Genomic DNA, 15,111 nt, shown 5'->3' with positions numbered 1-15,111 from the left:
CACCAAACGAGTCTGAACGGCGGTTCTGGAAAAGCTCTAAAACCGTGGCCACTTTTTGTTGACCACTACACAATGCACTGAAGGAAGAAGCGACCAGCCTGAGAGCCGAAGCGCGCAATCGAATGAATACTGCTCGCCAAAAGGCCGAGCAGCTAGAACAGCAAGCCCGCTCAGAGGCAAATAATGTTCTTGAATTTGCCAAGAAGCGTGCCGAAGAAATAGCAGGAGATGCCCTGGAAGCCAAAGGAAAGTTTGATCTCTATGAAGCCACTGTTCGAGCCATGCGCAATACCATAGAAGGTTATAAGGACGACTACATCGTTCCTAACCATGCCGTGCTGGACGAACTGGCCGAAGAGTACAGCCATAAAGAAGCAGGCGAGCAGTTAAAGCAAGCGCGTAAGCGTATGCGCGACATGGTCAAAAATGGCCACGCCGGTGACTGCGACTATGCTGAAGCCAACCGCCGGGCCTATGCCATTCACTTTGCCGTAGATGCCTTCAACGGCAAGGTCGACTCGGCTCTGGCTAAGGTGAAAAAAGACAATTACGGCAAAATTAAGCAGGAGATTCTGGACGCGTTTGCTTTGGTTAACCACAACGGCCTGGCTTTCCGTAATGCCCGTATTAAACGCGAGTATCTGGATGCCCGCCTGGACGAACTGAAATGGGCCGTAGCCACCCACGAGCTACGCCAGATTGAGCTGGAAGAACAGCGCGAAATTCGTGAACAGATGCGCGAAGAAGAAAAAGCCCGCCGGGATATGGAAAAGGCCATCAAGGAGGCCGAGAAAGAAGAGAGGATGTTGCAGAAGGCACTGGAAGCAGCACGCAAAGAACTGGCCGGAGCCAACGATGAGCAACGCCAGCAGTTTGAAGCCCAACTGGCAGAGCTGGAAGCCAAGCTGCACGATGCCGAGGCTAAGGGCCAACGCGCCATTTCTATGGCACAGCAAACCCGCCGTGGCCACGTTTATGTGATCAGCAACATCGGCAGCTTTGGTGAAGAGGTATTCAAAATCGGCATGACTCGCAGGTTGGAGCCACTGGATCGGGTGAAAGAACTGGGCGACGCCTCAGTGCCCTTCGACTTTGATGTGCATGCCATGATCTACAGCGACGATGCCCCAACGCTGGAAAAAGAACTGCACCGCCGCTTTGACGATGCTTCCGTCAACAAAGTGAACCCACGCAAAGAGTTCTTCAGCCTGAACCTGGCCGAAATTCGCCAGGCTGTGGAGCAACAAGGTATCAATGAAGTGCATTGGACCATGAAAGCAGAAGCGGCTGAGTACCGAGAATCACTCAGTATTACCAAAAAACTTCAAACCACGGCAGTAGCCTAATATAAAAGTTGAAGGCTGGTAAGAAAATCAATATACATTATTCACAGGAAAAATTACTAGCCAACTTAATAACTCTATATTTCCTCACTATGCTGCCTAGTATTAACAAATAACTGAACCTTTGTTTCAGATAGAAATTTTTTCTTTAAAACTTGTAAACTAGGGCCTGATTTAGGAACACGATTGGCTACCACATGGCATACTCTAGTTTTATCATTATGCCTATCAATCATTTCTCTGTAAGCTAGCGTAGCTTTTAACTGAGTAATGGCATCCTCTATATTACACCCTTTCAATTCCACATAAAACGCTTTTGCTATAGCGTTAGCTTCAAATAAATAATCACACCTTTTCTTACTGCCATCACAAATCAACCCACCATCAACCTGAAATACGGAGACATCCTTTCTACCTTTATTAATCAAAGAAAAGCTTTTCCCCTTTTCTCTCCTTGAAACAACACTCCCGCTCTCTTTCTCTTCTGTTTTTATAAAATCCATTTTAATTGCCATACATAATATTCATTAAGCCATCGAATACCTTATCGAAATCATCAGAGACCGAGTCTAAAATGCTAGCCCCAATCAGCCTTACTTCATCATCATTAATAGATTTAAGAACGCCATCAACTAAAGTATAAGCATTAACATCCTCATATTTTATAAGCTCATCTTTATCAACAAGCGCTTTGACTTTATCCTCAGCTACCTTGGACTGGTGATACACATCATTTGCTGCTATCAAGTTATTTATAGCTGTTAAAATGTAAGGACTATGGGTAGTAATAAAAAAAGATGCATTAAAGTTATTGTATAACGTGGCTATTATCGAAACGACATTTTTCTGAGAACTCGGAAATAAATGAGCTTCAGGCTCTTCTATATAAAATCGCTTATCTCTATTCGACAATATAGCCAAGCTAGAAAGAGTCAGCAACATTGGCAATGCTTCTTGTTGGCCTGAAGATGAATGATTTAGTTTCACCTTACGATTACCTTGAACTAACCAATCCACACCATCTTCTAACTTGTAATCACCAAGAGCCACCTTGTTAACCAACCTAGATATTTTCAAAGATGATGGATGTTTTCTAACTATATCTCTAAATGCAGGATTTCCTTCACTACTATAAAATGCTTTCCTGACCGTCTCATACTGAGCACCAAACTGCATTATTAACGGATCAAGTTCAATTTTCTCAGCCATAAGAGAAAAAACATTCCTAGCCACCGTGGAAAAGAATGCTCGAGACGCAGGTATAAAAAAGAAACCATTAACATTAACACCAATTAAACTCATTTTTTCTTCAAAAGAAGATCCAACTTCAGATAGAAGCTCGCCAGGGCCCTGGCTCACACCGTCATCACTAAAATTTGATGTTATACTATCTTTTCTACTTCTTACAAACTCACCAAGCTCTTTATGAATCAAGCAAAGATTCTCGCCAAATTCAAAATTAGTTTTATACTCCCCAGCATTCTTTTCATTAATTAACTTAACGCTAGTCGTCCCCATGTAAAAGGAAATCTCAAACTTACTACTCTTCCAATAATAGCTTGGAAATATAGTTAGAAAATTACGAACCAATCTATCACTTAACTCCCTTTCCGTCTCTGAGTTAAATATACTTTTCCTTAATTCAGCAAGAAATATCTTTTGGAAAAAGAAGCCTAGCTTTGCGAGCACACTCTTTCCCTGAGCTTGCTCTCCAATAACAACGTTAAATCGATTGAAATTTAACTCAGCTTTTTTTATAGCTAAAAAATTATTTACAACTAACTTCATAAGTAATCTCTGTGTAATTCATTTTATAAAAAAGTCATAAAGGCACGCTACCGCCCGAGCGTTACAGGCCGCCAATCCTTATCTAACCATATCAGAAATATCACCAATAGCTTATAACTGCATGATATTAATGAGTTTTATTTCATAACATTTTAATACTGCGCATGCGCATATACGCACTAAATTTTTTTTACCCGTCCACTTGGCGATGATGCGTATATCGTCGGGTTTGTTGCTGGGCGATATGTGGATCTCGCGGTAGGCCGGGTTGTCGCTCTTGATGTAGAGGCCGCATCAGGTCGGACTGCAGGCGTTTAACCAGCAGTGCGCCGTTCAGCCGCAATACATACACGCAATAGGTGTCGATTATGACTCAAATAGCTACCCATTTCGACACATCCGTGGTCACTATTGACCGCTTTAGTGAACTCTCGGTCATACACAATAGCGGGTTGCGCCAGAAAGCCCGGGCTGCAGTGAGACATGAACTCTGCTGACTAATGACGGCGCACTTGAGCAATGTCTAGTCAACATTCCTGATCAGCACTGGACAAAGTCGCCGGATATATAAGCGGTCACCCGGAACAAAACTGTTCATTTATGTACAAATAAACTAAAGTAAACCTAAGTTGACCAACACTACAGCGCTCAAGGCTATCGCCTCGGGCGTTACACATAACAGGAGGGTGGTATGATGTCACAAGTGTTACCAGCCCAATCAAAGCAAGGACCAGACCTGAGCAAAGCGCTTCCGGTCGTGTTCAAGATTTTAGACAAATGGCACTGTTCCACCCAGGAGCAGCTGGCTCTACTGGGCATTCACTCCCGTTCAACATTGAACAAATACAAGGCAAAACATGGCGGTATTCGTCTAAGCCCGGACACACTGGAGCGTATGAGCTACATCCTCAACATCCATAAGAGTCTGCGTATCCTGTTCACTGCCGAAGACAGTGTTTACGGATGGGTACGCAAGCCCAACCAGCACCCCTTCTTTGCAGGCAAAAGCGCGATGGAGGTGATGACTCATGGCCGGGTTGCCGACCTGTATGAAGTGTCTAAAAGACTGAGTGCCTGGCGTGGAGGAATGGCTTGAGCGAAGAACCTCAGGTGGCACAACTTCAAGGGCAGGAATGCTACCGGCTGATACCCAGCAAGTATCCACCGATAGATCTTTATGAAGACGTGGCTACTGTCGACGAACTGGAAGCCGTGTATGCGGTTGAAGCCATGACCAATCCGAGGCTACAAGAAGAAGCCGGCGATCTTAATCTGGTGCCCAAAGGGGATTGGCTGGTTGGGATACCTCATGCCAGTTATGCCATGGCCGCGTTCACCCATATCAATCCGGAAGGCGCTCGGTTTACCACGGGCGACTTTGGTGGCTACTACTGTGCCCCCTCGCTCGATACGGCGATTAAAGAGACCTTGTATCATCAAGAACGGTTGTATGGGTATACCAATGAGCCGGCTCAACGCATTCAAATGCGATCTCTTTTCGCTCGCTTCAATGCCGGCCTGGTAGACATTACCGATACGCAGCATTTGTCTTCCAGCCTCTACCACCCAACCGATTACAGCCACAGCCAGGCGTTCGCGAGCGAGCATCGTAGTAATGGTGCCGATGGATTAAAATACCGCTCGGTCAGGCATGCCGAAAATGACTGTTTTGTGCTTTTCAAGCCAAGACTTATCACCGAACTCTACCAAGCCAAGCATTTTGAATACTGCTGGAATGGCAGTTCTATCACCAGCGTACTGGAGATGCAGCTCTATAGCTGAATGATGTCCGTCCCGAACGCTTGGCGCTGTGACCGGCCATTCCGGGATGTCGAGCAAGAGTGTCGGCCGACAACCAGAACGTCGGGCACAAAAAAGCCGTTCGCTGTTGGAACGGCTTTTTTGTTGAATATGGTGCCCGGAGCCGGACTTGAACCGGCACGCCCTTACGAGCGAGGGATTTTAAATCCCTTGTGTCTACCGATTTCACCATCCGGGCAGTAGATGCTTCTTGCAGAAGAAATGGAGGCGCGTTCCGGAGTCGAACCGGACTGAACGGATTTGCAATCCGCTGCATAACCGCTTTGCTAACGCGCCATAAAAGAGGTCTTTCAGATGACTTCGCATTCTAATGATGGCCGTCGCTCAGTCAACTTTAATCTGTATTTTTTGTTTCGTTCGCACATTTTTTATGCGCAGAACCCTGTTTTACCGCAGCTTTTGCTTATTCATCCTGCTGCCCTCGCCCATTCAGACTCGGGCAGCGAATGCCGTTTCAGGCCGAGCGGGTCAGGTCGCCCCAGGCGGCTTTAAGATAATCGTACGCCGAATACAGAGTCAGGCCGGTGGCAACATACAAGAGCGCATAGCTGCCCCAAATCATGTACAGACTCTGCTGCCAGATAAGGCCTATCAGCGCCAGCATCTGTATGGTGGTTTTCCATTTGCCAATCCAGCTCACCGCTACCTGAGAGCGCTGGCCAATTTCGGCCATCCACTCGCGCAGGGCAGAAATGATGATCTCGCGCCCTATCATGATCATGGCCGGAATGGTGACCAGCGGGCTGCTGTAATCTTCGACGATGATCACCAGGGCGGCCGCCACCATGACCTTGTCGGCCACCGGATCGAGAAAGGCACCAAAGGGAGTGCTCTGTTCAAGCTTGCGGGCCAGAAAGCCGTCAAACCAGTCTGTTATCGCCGCCAGGGTAAACACCGCCGCCGCCCACAGATAGGCGCCTTCCACCGGCAGATAAAACAGCACTATGAATACCGGGATCAGCAGCAATCGGAAAAAAGTCAGGGAATTAGGTATATTTATCATTATTTTCAGGCCAGTGGATCATGCCGCTACATGGTGCATGATGCGGGTCAGTGATGCAACGCATCGTGAATTTTTTCTGCCAGTGCCTGGCTTATGCCCGGCACCTTGGCCAGCTCATCCACACTGGCCCGTTTTACTTCCTGAATACCACCCAGATATTTCAGCAGTGACTGTCGCCGCTTGGCGCCGACGCCGGGAATGGTCTCCAGGGTGCTGGTGGTACGCGCCTTGCCTCGCTGCGCCCGGTGACCGGTAATGGCGAACCGGTGCGACTCATCGCGAATATGCTGAATAAGGTGCAATGCCGGCATGTCTGCCGGCAGGTGCCGCTCTTCATGGCTGCCGCCCATTACCAAGGTCTCCAGCCCCGCCTTGCGGGTGACGCCCTTGGCTACCCCTATCAGCAGCGGCTGACGCGGGCTGTCGGCCAGCTCACGAGCTATCACCTCTTCGGCTCTGGCCAGTTGTCCCAGGCCACCGTCGATAAACAGAATATCGGGCAGTTTATCGATGTCGGCCTGATGAAAGCGTCGGCTCAACGCCTGCTCCATGGCGGCGTAGTCGTCGCCGGGAGTAATGCCGTTAATGTTGAAACGGCGATACTCGCTTTTCTGCGGCCCTTCCTGATTGAACACCACGCAGGAGGCGACGGTTTTCTCGCCCATGGTGTGGGAAATATCAAAACATTCCATGCGAGTAATCGGCGGGCAGGACAGCGCTTCTTCCAGCTGCAGCAACCGTTGCCGTTGAGTGCTCTTGTGCGCCAGCCGGCTGGCCAGGGCGGTTTCGGCATTGGTGCTGGCCAGCTTGATAAAGCGCGCCCGCTCGGAGCGGGTACGACTGCGCAACTTGATGCGGCGGCCATAATGCTGGCTCAGGGTCTCGCTCAGTACCTCTTCATCCGGCAGGCTGTGGTCGAGCAGAATTTCGGCGGGTGCTTCTCTGCCACCAATGCCGGCCAGATAAAACTGCAGCACAAAGCTCTGCAGTATTTCTTCGGCGTCGGTGTCCGGCGGCATCTTGGGAAAATAGCTGCGGCTGCCCAGCACCTTGCCCTGGCGAATAAACAGCACCTGTACACAGGCCTGACTGCGGGATACCGCCAGCCCGATCACGTCGAGATCGTCCAGTACATTACCGCTGACAAACTGCTGCTCCTGCACTCGGCGCAGCGCCTGTAGCTGATCCCGAAACCGGGCCGCGTCTTCAAAGCGCAGCTCTGTACTCGCCTGCTCCATGCTGTCGGCCAGGTTGGTCAACACCTGCTGGTTCTTGCCCTGCAGAAACAGGCGCGCCAGTTGCAACTGATGCCTGTATTCCTCGTCGCTGACCAGGCCGCTGACACAGGGGCCGGCACAGCGCTTGAGCTGGTACATGAGGCAGGGGCGAGAGCGGTTGGCATAGACGCTGTCTTCACACTGGCGCACCGGAAACAGCTTTTGCATCAGGTGCAGGCTTTCACGCACCGCCGCCCCGTTGGGATAAGGGCCGAAGTATTCGCCCTTTTTCTTGCGGGCCCCCCGATGCAGACCGATACGCGGATGGCGATGATCGGTAATGATGATGTAGGGGTAGGATTTGTCGTCGCGCAGCAGCACGTTGTAACGGGGCAGATGCTGCTTGATCAGGTTGTGCTCGAGGATCAGCGCTTCGGTTTCGGTGTGGGTCACCGTGACCTGCACATCACAAATCTGGCGCACCAGAGATCGGGTCTTCTCGCCGCTGACGTTGGTGCGGAAATAGGAAGACAACCGTTTTTTCAGGTTTTTGGCTTTGCCGGCATAAATAATCACCCCGGCTTCATCAAACATCAGATAAACGCCGGGGTGATCCGTGACCGCCTTGAGAAAGGCCTTGGCATCAAAGGGCTGGCTCATACGCCATTAAATCTTTTCTGCGTCCAGCATGCCGTAACGGATTGCCAGATGGGTCAGCTCTACGTCACCGTTGATATCCAGTTTGCTGAACAACCGATAACGGTAACTGTTAACCGTTTTAGGGCTCAGATTAAGCTGCTCGGATATATCGGTAACCCGCTGGCCCCGAGTAATCATCAACATGATCTGCAGCTCTCGTTCGGATAACTGCTTGAACGGGTTTTCTTCGTTGGAAAACTGACTCAGCGCCATGCGCTGGGCAATTTCCGGCGAAATATAACGCTGGCCACTGTGCACCAGGCGTATGGCGTTGATCATTTCTTCCGGCCCGGCCCCCTTGGTCAGATAACCGCTGGCTCCCGCCTGCATGACCTTGGTGGGAAACGGGTTTTCGGTGTGAATGGTCAGGACGATGATTTTTATATCCGGGTTGAAACGCAAAATCTTGCGGGTGGCTTCCAGGCCACCGATACCCGGCATGTTCATGTCCATCAATACGACGTCCGGATGCTGCTCTCTACACCATTGCACGGCCTCTTCGCCGCTTTTGGCTTCACCCAGCACCTTCATTCCCTTGACGTCTTCTAATATGCGTCGGATCCCTGTGCGCACTAACTCATGGTCATCAACCAGGAATACGTTAATCAAAAGATGCTCTCCGACTGCGTTAACATGCTTATCATATAACACTTTCACCCAAGCTTGGCATCATAGCGAAGATGCCAACGAAAATAAAACATTCGCCATCGTATGTATCTGCCATCTTTATTATCAAATCAAATAGATATTGGCAATAAAGAGGTGTAATACAGCGGCCGCGGTGAACGAAAAAAAAGGCGCCGAAGCGCCTTTTTTATTAAGCATTATCAGAAGTTGTCATTCTGCAAAGTGGGCTGACGATACTCGATGTCGGCCGAGGCCTTGAGCGCACCAATCAGGCTCAGATATTCACGCTGCCCCTGCAGGCCGCTCTGCCCCTGGCGAATTTGTGCCAGCAACTCGGAGGGCGCTTCCGGGGTACTGACCGCATTCAGCTTGAGCACCACCTGGTCGCCACCGGCCAGCGCTACCCCATGCAGGCTGGGCTGGTCTGTCGGGGCCGGCATGGCAAACAGGGCGTCCAGCACCGCCGGATCCTGCTCGCTTTCGCGGGTCACATCCTCAAGCTCGGTCACGGTCAGGCCATGCTGTTCCAGCCAGGCCTGCTGCTCGCCGGCCGCCCAGGCCTGCTGCAGTTCAACCGCCGCCTGCTCGGTCAGCTCAATGGCCTTGGCGGCCACCGCCTGCTCCCGCGCCAGTTCTTGCACCTCGTCAAAGTCGCGTACAGCGGCAGGACGGTATTCGGTCACATGAATCACCACCGCCTTGTTACTGCCCAGCTCGATCAGCTCGGAGTTCATACCCTGCTCACGCAGCTCCTCGGAGAACGCCTGCGTCAGCACTCGAGGGTCCTGCAGCTTGGCCGGCGCATCCTCGGCAGAGAAGTAGTCGGTCGACGTCACGTTAAGACCCAGTTCCCGGGCCGCCATGTCCAGCGAGTCGGGAAACTCGAAGGCCAGTTCGGCCAGACGCTGCTCCTGCTCGTAAAAAGCGTTTGCCGCCTCTTCCTGGGCCAGACGCTCGGCAATGGTGTCGCGCACTTCTGCCAGCGGTTTGATCTTGCTCTCGCGCTTGTCCAGCAGGGTGATCAGATGCAGGCCGAACTCGCTCTCGACCACCGGAGAAATGTCACCGATGTCGGTCAGGGCAAAAGCCGCCTGGTCGAACGTCGGATCCAGGGTTCCCTGCTCCATCCATTCCAGCTCGCCGCCCTTGGCACCGGAGAAGACGTCATCCGACTCGGCCTGGGCCAGCTCGGCAAAGGACTCACCGGCGGCAAGACGCTCGCCGATGGCCGTGATGGTCTGCTCGGCATCATCATCCTTGTTGATCATGATGTGGGCCACTTTGCGCTGCTCGGGCTGGCTGTAGTTGCTCAGGTTGGCCTGGTATTCGGCTTCGATGGTCTGCTCGTCGATATCGGAGGCATCAACCGCATTGGCATCCAGCAGCAGGTAATTCACTTTCACCTGCTCGGGCCGTTGGAACTGCTGCGGTTGTTGCTGATAGTAGGCTTTCACCTCGTCATCGGTCAGCTCGACCCGGGCACTGAAGTCGGCCAGCGGCAAACGTACCAGTTCGGCATCCCGCTGCTGACGGCTTAACCGGTCCAGCCAGCCGGCTTCGGCTTCCAGAGTAAAACCCGAGCCAACCAGCGCATTCAACAACAGCTGGCGGCTCAGATCCTGCCGCACGCTGTCACGCAGCTGTTCGGCACTCATGCCGCTGCGGGCCAGCAGTTGCTGGTAGCGTTCGTTATCGAAACGGCCGTCCTGCTGAAACTCCGGCAGAGCACGAATGGCGTTGCGGACCTGGTCGTCGCTGGCGTACAGACCCAGCTCCTGCACCTTCTGGTCAATCAAACGCTGTTCCACCATTTGCTCCAGTACCGAACGGCGGATCTGCGCCACATACTGGGGATCGCCCAGCAGTTGGCTGAACTGGGGACCAAGCTGGTTTTCCAGCCGGGTCCGCTCGTTGCGATAGGCATTTTCCAGTGCCTGAGCACCAATCTCATCGCCGTTGACCACGGCGGCCACTTCCGCCGTGGGCTGAGTGACATAACTGCCTACCCCGGCCAGCGCAAAAGATAAAATAATCAATATCAGAATGACTTTGGAGACGGTGCCCTGGGCACCCGCTCTTAATTTGTCAAAAAACATAAGCTGTCGTTACTCCCGATAGACGGAGGTGCCGTCTTACCCGAAAAAAAAGCGCACCCTTTGATGCGCCTTTCGAGCCATGACCTTTCGGACCCAAAAGTCCAGTAAAGGCGTCGCTTAATTAACCGCGTCTTTCAGTGCTTTACCCGCCTTGAAAGCCGGCGTCTTGGCGGCGGCAATTTCGATGGCTGCACCGGTTTGCGGGTTGCGGCCGGTACGGGCAGCACGTTCACGCACGGCAAAGGTACCAAACCCAACCAGAGACACCTGATCACCTTCTTGCAGTGACTCGGTCACCGCCTCAACAAAGGCGTCCAGCGCACGGCCGGCAGAGGCCTTGGTGATGTCGGCGCCGTCGGCAATCTTGTCGATCAGTTGAGATTTATTCACAGTCATTCCCCTTGTCGTTTTTACGTTGGCCGGCTGACATTGAGCAGCCGACACAAGCTTAACTTCGATATTGTTATTGATGGATGACAGCGCTCATGGATCTATCAAGCACTGCGTTTCCGGCCACCGGCATCGTCCATGTCGGTGGCCGGCCACATAATTTCATCCAAGGCTACTGCGAGTCAGGGCCGCTGACAAGCCTGAAACCGTGAGTTACGGCGAAAAAGCTCAGGCAGAGGCCACAGAAAAGCCTTCCGGCGGCTGTTCCAGCGCCAATTCCAGCACTTCCTCTATCCAGCGCACCGGATGGATGGACAGATGCTGCTTGATGTTGTCGGGAATTTCTTCCAGATCGCGCTCGTTTTCCTTCGGGATCAGCACCCGCTTGATACCGCCACGGCGCGCGGCCAGCAGCTTTTCCTTGAGGCCACCGATGGGCAGCACTTCGCCGCGCAGGGTGATCTCGCCGGTCATGGCCACATCGGCGCGCACCGGATTACCGGTGAGGCTGGACACCAGCGCCGTACACATCGCCACCCCCGCACTGGGGCCGTCTTTCGGGGTCGCCCCTTCCGGCACGTGCACATGAATATCACGCTTCTCATAGAAGTCGTTGTTGATACGCCACTTATCGGCACGGGAACGTACCACCGTCATCGCCGCCTGCACCGACTCTTTCATGACGTCGCCGAGGGAGCCGGTATAAGACAGCTTGCCCTTGCCGGGCACGTTGGCCACTTCGATGGTCAGCAGCTCACCGCCCACTTCGGTCCACGCCAGGCCGGTCACCTGACCTATCTGGTTGTGCTCTTCGGCCTTGCCGTAATCGAAGCGACGCACACCCAGGTAGTTTTTCAGGTTGTCCTGGTTGATGACGACCTGCTTGACTTCTTTATTGAGCAGAATTTCCTTCACCGCCTTGCGGCACAGCTTGGAGATATCGCGCTCCAGGCTACGGACCCCGGCTTCCCGGGTGTAATAGCGGATAATGCCGATAATCGCCGAGTCTTCCACCACAATTTCGCTTTCCTTCAGCCCGTTGCGGCTGATTTGCTTGGACAGCAGGTGGTTCTTGGCGATGTTGAGCTTTTCGTCTTCGGTATAACCGGACAGCCGAATCACTTCCATCCGGTCCAGCAGCGGACCCGGAATATGCATGGAGTTGGAGGTGGCCACGAACATCACGTCCGACAGATCATAATCCACTTCCAGATAATGATCGTTGAAGCTGTGGTTCTGCTCCGGATCCAGCACTTCCAGCAGCGCCGAGGCCGGATCGCCACGCATGTCGGACGACATCTTGTCGATTTCATCGAGCAGGAACAGCGGGTTGCGCACCCCGACCTTGGCCATTTTCTGGATCAGTTTGCCGGGCATGGAGCCGATATAGGTGCGGCGATGGCCGCGAATTTCCGCCTCGTCGCGCACGCCGCCGAGCGCCATGCGCACATACTTGCGGCCGGTTGCCTTGGCGATGGACTGGCCGAGCGAGGTTTTACCCACGCCGGGCGGCCCCACCAGACACAGAATGGGCCCTTTGAGCTTGCTGGTGCGGCTCTGCACCGCCAGATACTCGATAATGCGTTCCTTGACCTTTTCCAGGCCATAGTGATCCGCATCCAGGGTCTCTTCCGCCTTGGCCAGATCCTTCTTCACCTTGGACTTTTTCTTCCAGGGCACCGCGACCATCCAGTCGATGTAGCCACGCACCACCGTGGCTTCCGCCGACATCGGCGACATCATCTTCAGCTTGGCCAGCTCGGCGTCGGTTTTCTGCCGCGCCTCCTCGGTCATGCCGGCGTCTTCAACCTTCTGCTGCAGCGCCTCGAATTCATCGGGCACGTCGTCCATCTCGCCCAGCTCTTTCTGAATCGCCTTCATCTGCTCGTTGAGATAGTACTCGCGCTGGCTCTTTTCCATCTGCTTCTTGACGCGGGCGCGAATACGGCGCTCCACCTGCAGCACGTCGATCTCCGACTCCATCATCGCCATCAGGTATTCGAGTCGCTCGCCGACCTCGGCAATTTCCAGCACCTTCTGCTTGTCTTCCAGCTTCAGCGGCATGTGCGCGGCCATGGTATCGGCCAGCCGTGCCGCGTCTTCGATGGCAGACAGTGAAGTCAGTACTTCGGGCGGAATTTTCTTGTTGAGTTTGATGTAGCTTTCAAACTGGGTAATGGCCGAGCGAACCAGAACTTCCTGCTCGCGCTCTTCGAGCGCCGCGGTCTCCAGATACTGGGCCTCGGCGACGAAGTAACCGTCCTGCTCGCGCAGATCCTCCATGCGGGCACGCTGGCCGCCTTCCACCAGCACCTTGACGGTGCCGTCGGGCAGTTTCAGCAGTTGCAGTATGTTGGCGATGGTACCGACCTGATAAAGGTCATCGGCCAGTGGATCGTCGGTGGCTGCTTCTTTCTGTGCGATCAGCAGTACCTTCTTGTCCTGCTCCATCGCTGCCTCAAGACAGCGGATGGACTTTTCCCGTCCCACAAACAGCGGAATAACCATATGAGGGTATACCACCACGTCACGGAGAGGCAGAACAGGGGTTTCGATGCGTTCGGAACGCTCTAGGGTCATAGTGTCCTCTCGGCTTGATGCAATTATTAGCGCTTGGGCAGTATATGGGGGCGAGATCATCAGATTCAATCACCCGGCACGCAAAAACAGAAAAAGGGGCATAAAGCCCCTTTAATCCGGTCAAAAATAACGCACCTTGGCAAAGGGAGCCGTCATGACCTCCCTTCGATGGCTCATCGGCAATCTCAGTCGCCGGACGCCGCCTGGGTTTCGCCTTTCTCGTAAATAAGCAGAGGCGCAGACTCACCCTTGATCACGGTTTCATCGACCACCACCTTGGTGACCTCGTTCTGGGTCGGCAGATCGTACATGGTATCGAGCAACACCGCTTCCACGATGGAGCGCAGACCACGAGCGCCGGTTTTACGTTCCATCGCCTTGTGGGCGATCGCCCGCAAGGCATCGTCACGGAATTCCAGCTCTACGTCTTCCAGTGCGAACAGGGCACCATACTGCTTGGTCAGTGCGTTCTTGGGTTCGGACAGGATCTGTACCAGGGCAGCTTCATCCAGTTCGGTCAGGGTAGCGACCACCGGCAGACGACCGATAAACTCGGGGATCAGGCCATATTTGACCAGGTCCTCGGGCTCGACCCGGGTGAAAATCTCACTCAGGGAAGAGCGATCGTCCTTGGCTTTCACCTCGGCACCAAAACCGATGCCGGTGCCCTTGTCCATACGCTGCTCAATCACCTTGTCCAGGCCGGCAAAGGCGCCGCCGCAGATAAAGAGGATCTTGGAGGTATCGACCTGCAGAAACTCCTGCTGCGGGTGCTTGCGACCGCCCTGGGGCGGTACCGATGCCACCGTACCTTCAATCAGCTTCAGCAGGGCCTGCTGCACCCCTTCGCCCGATACGTCACGGGTGATGGAGGGATTGTCGGACTTGCGGGAAATCTTGTCGATTTCATCGATATAGACGATGCCACGCTGGGCTTTTTCCACATCGTAGTCGCACTTTTGCAGCAGCTTCTGGATGATGTTCTCGACATCTTCCCCCACGTAACCGGCTTCGGTCAGGGTGGTGGCATCCGCCATGGTGAAAGGCACATCCAGCAAGCGCGCCAGCGTTTCGGCCAGCAATGTCTTGCCGCAACCGGTCGGGCCGATCAGCAGAATATTGGACTTGCCCAGTTCAACGCCTTCAGTCGCACCCGCGTTGTGCAGTCGCTTGTAGTGGTTGTACACCGCCACGGCCAGCACTTTCTTGGCATGATCCTGACCAATGACATAGTCATCCAGGTTGGCACGGATTTCGTGCGGCGTCGGCAAGGCATCGCCTTCCCGCTTCGGCGAAATATCCTTGATCTCTTCCCGAATGATGTCTTCGCACAGCTCGACACATTCGTCACAAATGTAGACGGAAGGGCCGGCAATGAGCTTGCGTACTTCGTGTTGGCTTTTACCGCAAAAAGAACAGTACAGCAACTTGCCGCCATCCCCTTCGCCCTTGCGTTTGTCTGTCATTCAGTCACCTCGTATGCGTACAGGCTGAGGAGTGCCTACTTGCCTCTTGTTCAAAGAGTGTACAGCACCCCACCCCGCTTT

The 15,111-nt window shown here is 53.3% G+C and carries 12 protein-coding genes and 2 tRNA genes; 3 read left to right on the top strand and 11 right to left on the bottom strand.

Going from position 1 to position 15,111, the window contains the following annotated elements:
• The first annotated feature begins 122 nt into the window (after positions 1-122).
• Positions 123-1,346 (top strand): SNIPE associated domain-containing protein, encoded by a 1,224-nt coding sequence (locus ABD827_RS15440; protein WP_344965572.1) that lies wholly within the window; start codon positions 123-125, stop codon positions 1,344-1,346.
• A gap of 74 nt (positions 1,347-1,420) precedes the next feature.
• Here the strand turns inward: ABD827_RS15440 and ABD827_RS15435 are convergent, their stop codons facing one another.
• Both ABD827_RS15435 and ABD827_RS15430 read right to left on the bottom strand, forming a co-directional pair.
• Entirely contained in the window at positions 1,421-1,858 is a 438-nt protein-coding gene (locus ABD827_RS15435; RefSeq protein WP_344965571.1) for a hypothetical protein, read from the bottom strand.
• Positions 1,848-3,131, bottom strand: a complete 1,284-nt coding sequence (locus tag ABD827_RS15430) for an AAA family ATPase (RefSeq protein ID WP_344965570.1) — start codon at positions 3,129-3,131, stop codon at positions 1,848-1,850. The genes ABD827_RS15435 and ABD827_RS15430 overlap by 11 nt, the downstream gene beginning before the upstream one ends.
• Before the next feature lie 691 nt (positions 3,132-3,822).
• On the opposite strand from ABD827_RS15430, the gene ABD827_RS15425 reads away from it, so the two are divergent.
• Both ABD827_RS15425 and ABD827_RS15420 read left to right on the top strand, forming a co-directional pair.
• A complete protein-coding gene (locus ABD827_RS15425) occupies positions 3,823-4,227 on the top strand; it encodes an MbcA/ParS/Xre antitoxin family protein (protein WP_298719122.1) in 405 nt (134 codons plus the stop codon).
• On the top strand, positions 4,224-4,913 hold the full coding sequence (locus ABD827_RS15420; RefSeq protein ID WP_344965569.1) for an RES family NAD+ phosphorylase: 690 nt from the start codon (positions 4,224-4,226) through the stop codon (positions 4,911-4,913). The genes ABD827_RS15425 and ABD827_RS15420 overlap by 4 nt, the downstream gene beginning before the upstream one ends.
• Positions 4,914-5,043: 130 nt before the next feature.
• Here ABD827_RS15420 and ABD827_RS15415 read toward each other — a convergent pair.
• The 9 genes from ABD827_RS15415 to clpX all read right to left on the bottom strand — a co-directional run bounded on the left by ABD827_RS15415 (position 5,044) and on the right by clpX (position 15,030).
• Positions 5,044-5,130, bottom strand: a tRNA-Leu gene (locus ABD827_RS15415).
• A gap of 24 nt (positions 5,131-5,154) precedes the next feature.
• A tRNA-Cys gene (locus ABD827_RS15410) sits at positions 5,155-5,228 on the bottom strand.
• Between the two features lie 178 nt (positions 5,229-5,406).
• Positions 5,407-5,955, bottom strand: a complete 549-nt coding sequence (pgsA, locus tag ABD827_RS15405) for a CDP-diacylglycerol--glycerol-3-phosphate 3-phosphatidyltransferase (RefSeq protein WP_344965568.1) — start codon at positions 5,953-5,955, stop codon at positions 5,407-5,409.
• A 47-nt stretch (positions 5,956-6,002) separates the two neighbouring features.
• A complete protein-coding gene (uvrC, locus tag ABD827_RS15400) occupies positions 6,003-7,832 on the bottom strand; it encodes an excinuclease ABC subunit UvrC (protein ID WP_344965566.1) in 1,830 nt (609 codons plus the stop codon).
• 6 nt (positions 7,833-7,838) lie between these two features.
• The gene (gene uvrY / locus ABD827_RS15395) at positions 7,839-8,480 is read right to left on the bottom strand and encodes a UvrY/SirA/GacA family response regulator transcription factor (protein ID WP_298719130.1); all 642 of its coding nucleotides are present in this window, start codon (positions 8,478-8,480) and stop codon (positions 7,839-7,841) included.
• Between the two features lie 218 nt (positions 8,481-8,698).
• Complete coding sequence (locus ABD827_RS15390) at positions 8,699-10,594, bottom strand: SurA N-terminal domain-containing protein (RefSeq protein ID WP_344965565.1); 1,896 nt, start codon at positions 10,592-10,594, stop codon at positions 8,699-8,701.
• Positions 10,595-10,711: 117 nt separating this feature from the next.
• Positions 10,712-11,038, bottom strand: a complete 327-nt coding sequence (hupB, locus tag ABD827_RS15385) for a nucleoid-associated protein HU-beta (RefSeq protein WP_338044058.1) — start codon at positions 11,036-11,038, stop codon at positions 10,712-10,714.
• A gap of 174 nt (positions 11,039-11,212) precedes the next feature.
• Positions 11,213-13,564 carry an endopeptidase La gene (gene lon / locus ABD827_RS15380; protein ID WP_344965563.1) on the bottom strand — a complete coding sequence of 784 codons (2,352 nt, stop codon included), beginning with the start codon at positions 13,562-13,564 and terminating at the stop codon, positions 11,213-11,215.
• 185 nt (positions 13,565-13,749) lie between these two features.
• Entirely contained in the window at positions 13,750-15,030 is a 1,281-nt protein-coding gene (gene clpX, locus ABD827_RS15375; RefSeq protein ID WP_298719138.1) for an ATP-dependent protease ATP-binding subunit ClpX, read from the bottom strand.
• Between the last annotated feature and the right edge of the window lie 81 nt (positions 15,031-15,111).

It is taken from the genome of Oceanisphaera sediminis (assembly GCF_039539745.1).
GTDB lineage: Bacteria > Pseudomonadota > Gammaproteobacteria > Enterobacterales > Aeromonadaceae > Oceanimonas > Oceanimonas sediminis.
Note: the sequence above shows the minus strand (reverse complement) of the source record. Positions and strands in the feature narration are given on the sequence as shown.

Excerpts from the sequence above, each read along its gene's own strand:
- ABD827_RS15440 (WP_344965572.1), top strand. The coding sequence starts at position 123 with ATGAATACTGCTCGCCAAAAGGCCGAGCAGCTAGAACAGCAAGCCCGC.
- ABD827_RS15435 (WP_344965571.1), bottom strand. The coding sequence starts at position 1,858 with ATGGCAATTAAAATGGATTTTATAAAAACAGAAGAGAAAGAGAGCGGG.
- ABD827_RS15430 (WP_344965570.1), bottom strand. The coding sequence starts at position 3,131 with ATGAAGTTAGTTGTAAATAATTTTTTAGCTATAAAAAAAGCTGAGTTA.
- ABD827_RS15425 (WP_298719122.1), top strand. The coding sequence starts at position 3,823 with ATGATGTCACAAGTGTTACCAGCCCAATCAAAGCAAGGACCAGACCTG.
- pgsA (WP_344965568.1), bottom strand. The coding sequence starts at position 5,955 with ATGATAAATATACCTAATTCCCTGACTTTTTTCCGATTGCTGCTGATC.
- uvrC (WP_344965566.1), bottom strand. The coding sequence starts at position 7,832 with ATGAGCCAGCCCTTTGATGCCAAGGCCTTTCTCAAGGCGGTCACGGAT.
- ABD827_RS15390 (WP_344965565.1), bottom strand. The coding sequence starts at position 10,594 with ATGTTTTTTGACAAATTAAGAGCGGGTGCCCAGGGCACCGTCTCCAAA.
- lon (WP_344965563.1), bottom strand. The coding sequence starts at position 13,564 with ATGACCCTAGAGCGTTCCGAACGCATCGAAACCCCTGTTCTGCCTCTC.
- clpX (WP_298719138.1), bottom strand. The coding sequence starts at position 15,030 with ATGACAGACAAACGCAAGGGCGAAGGGGATGGCGGCAAGTTGCTGTAC.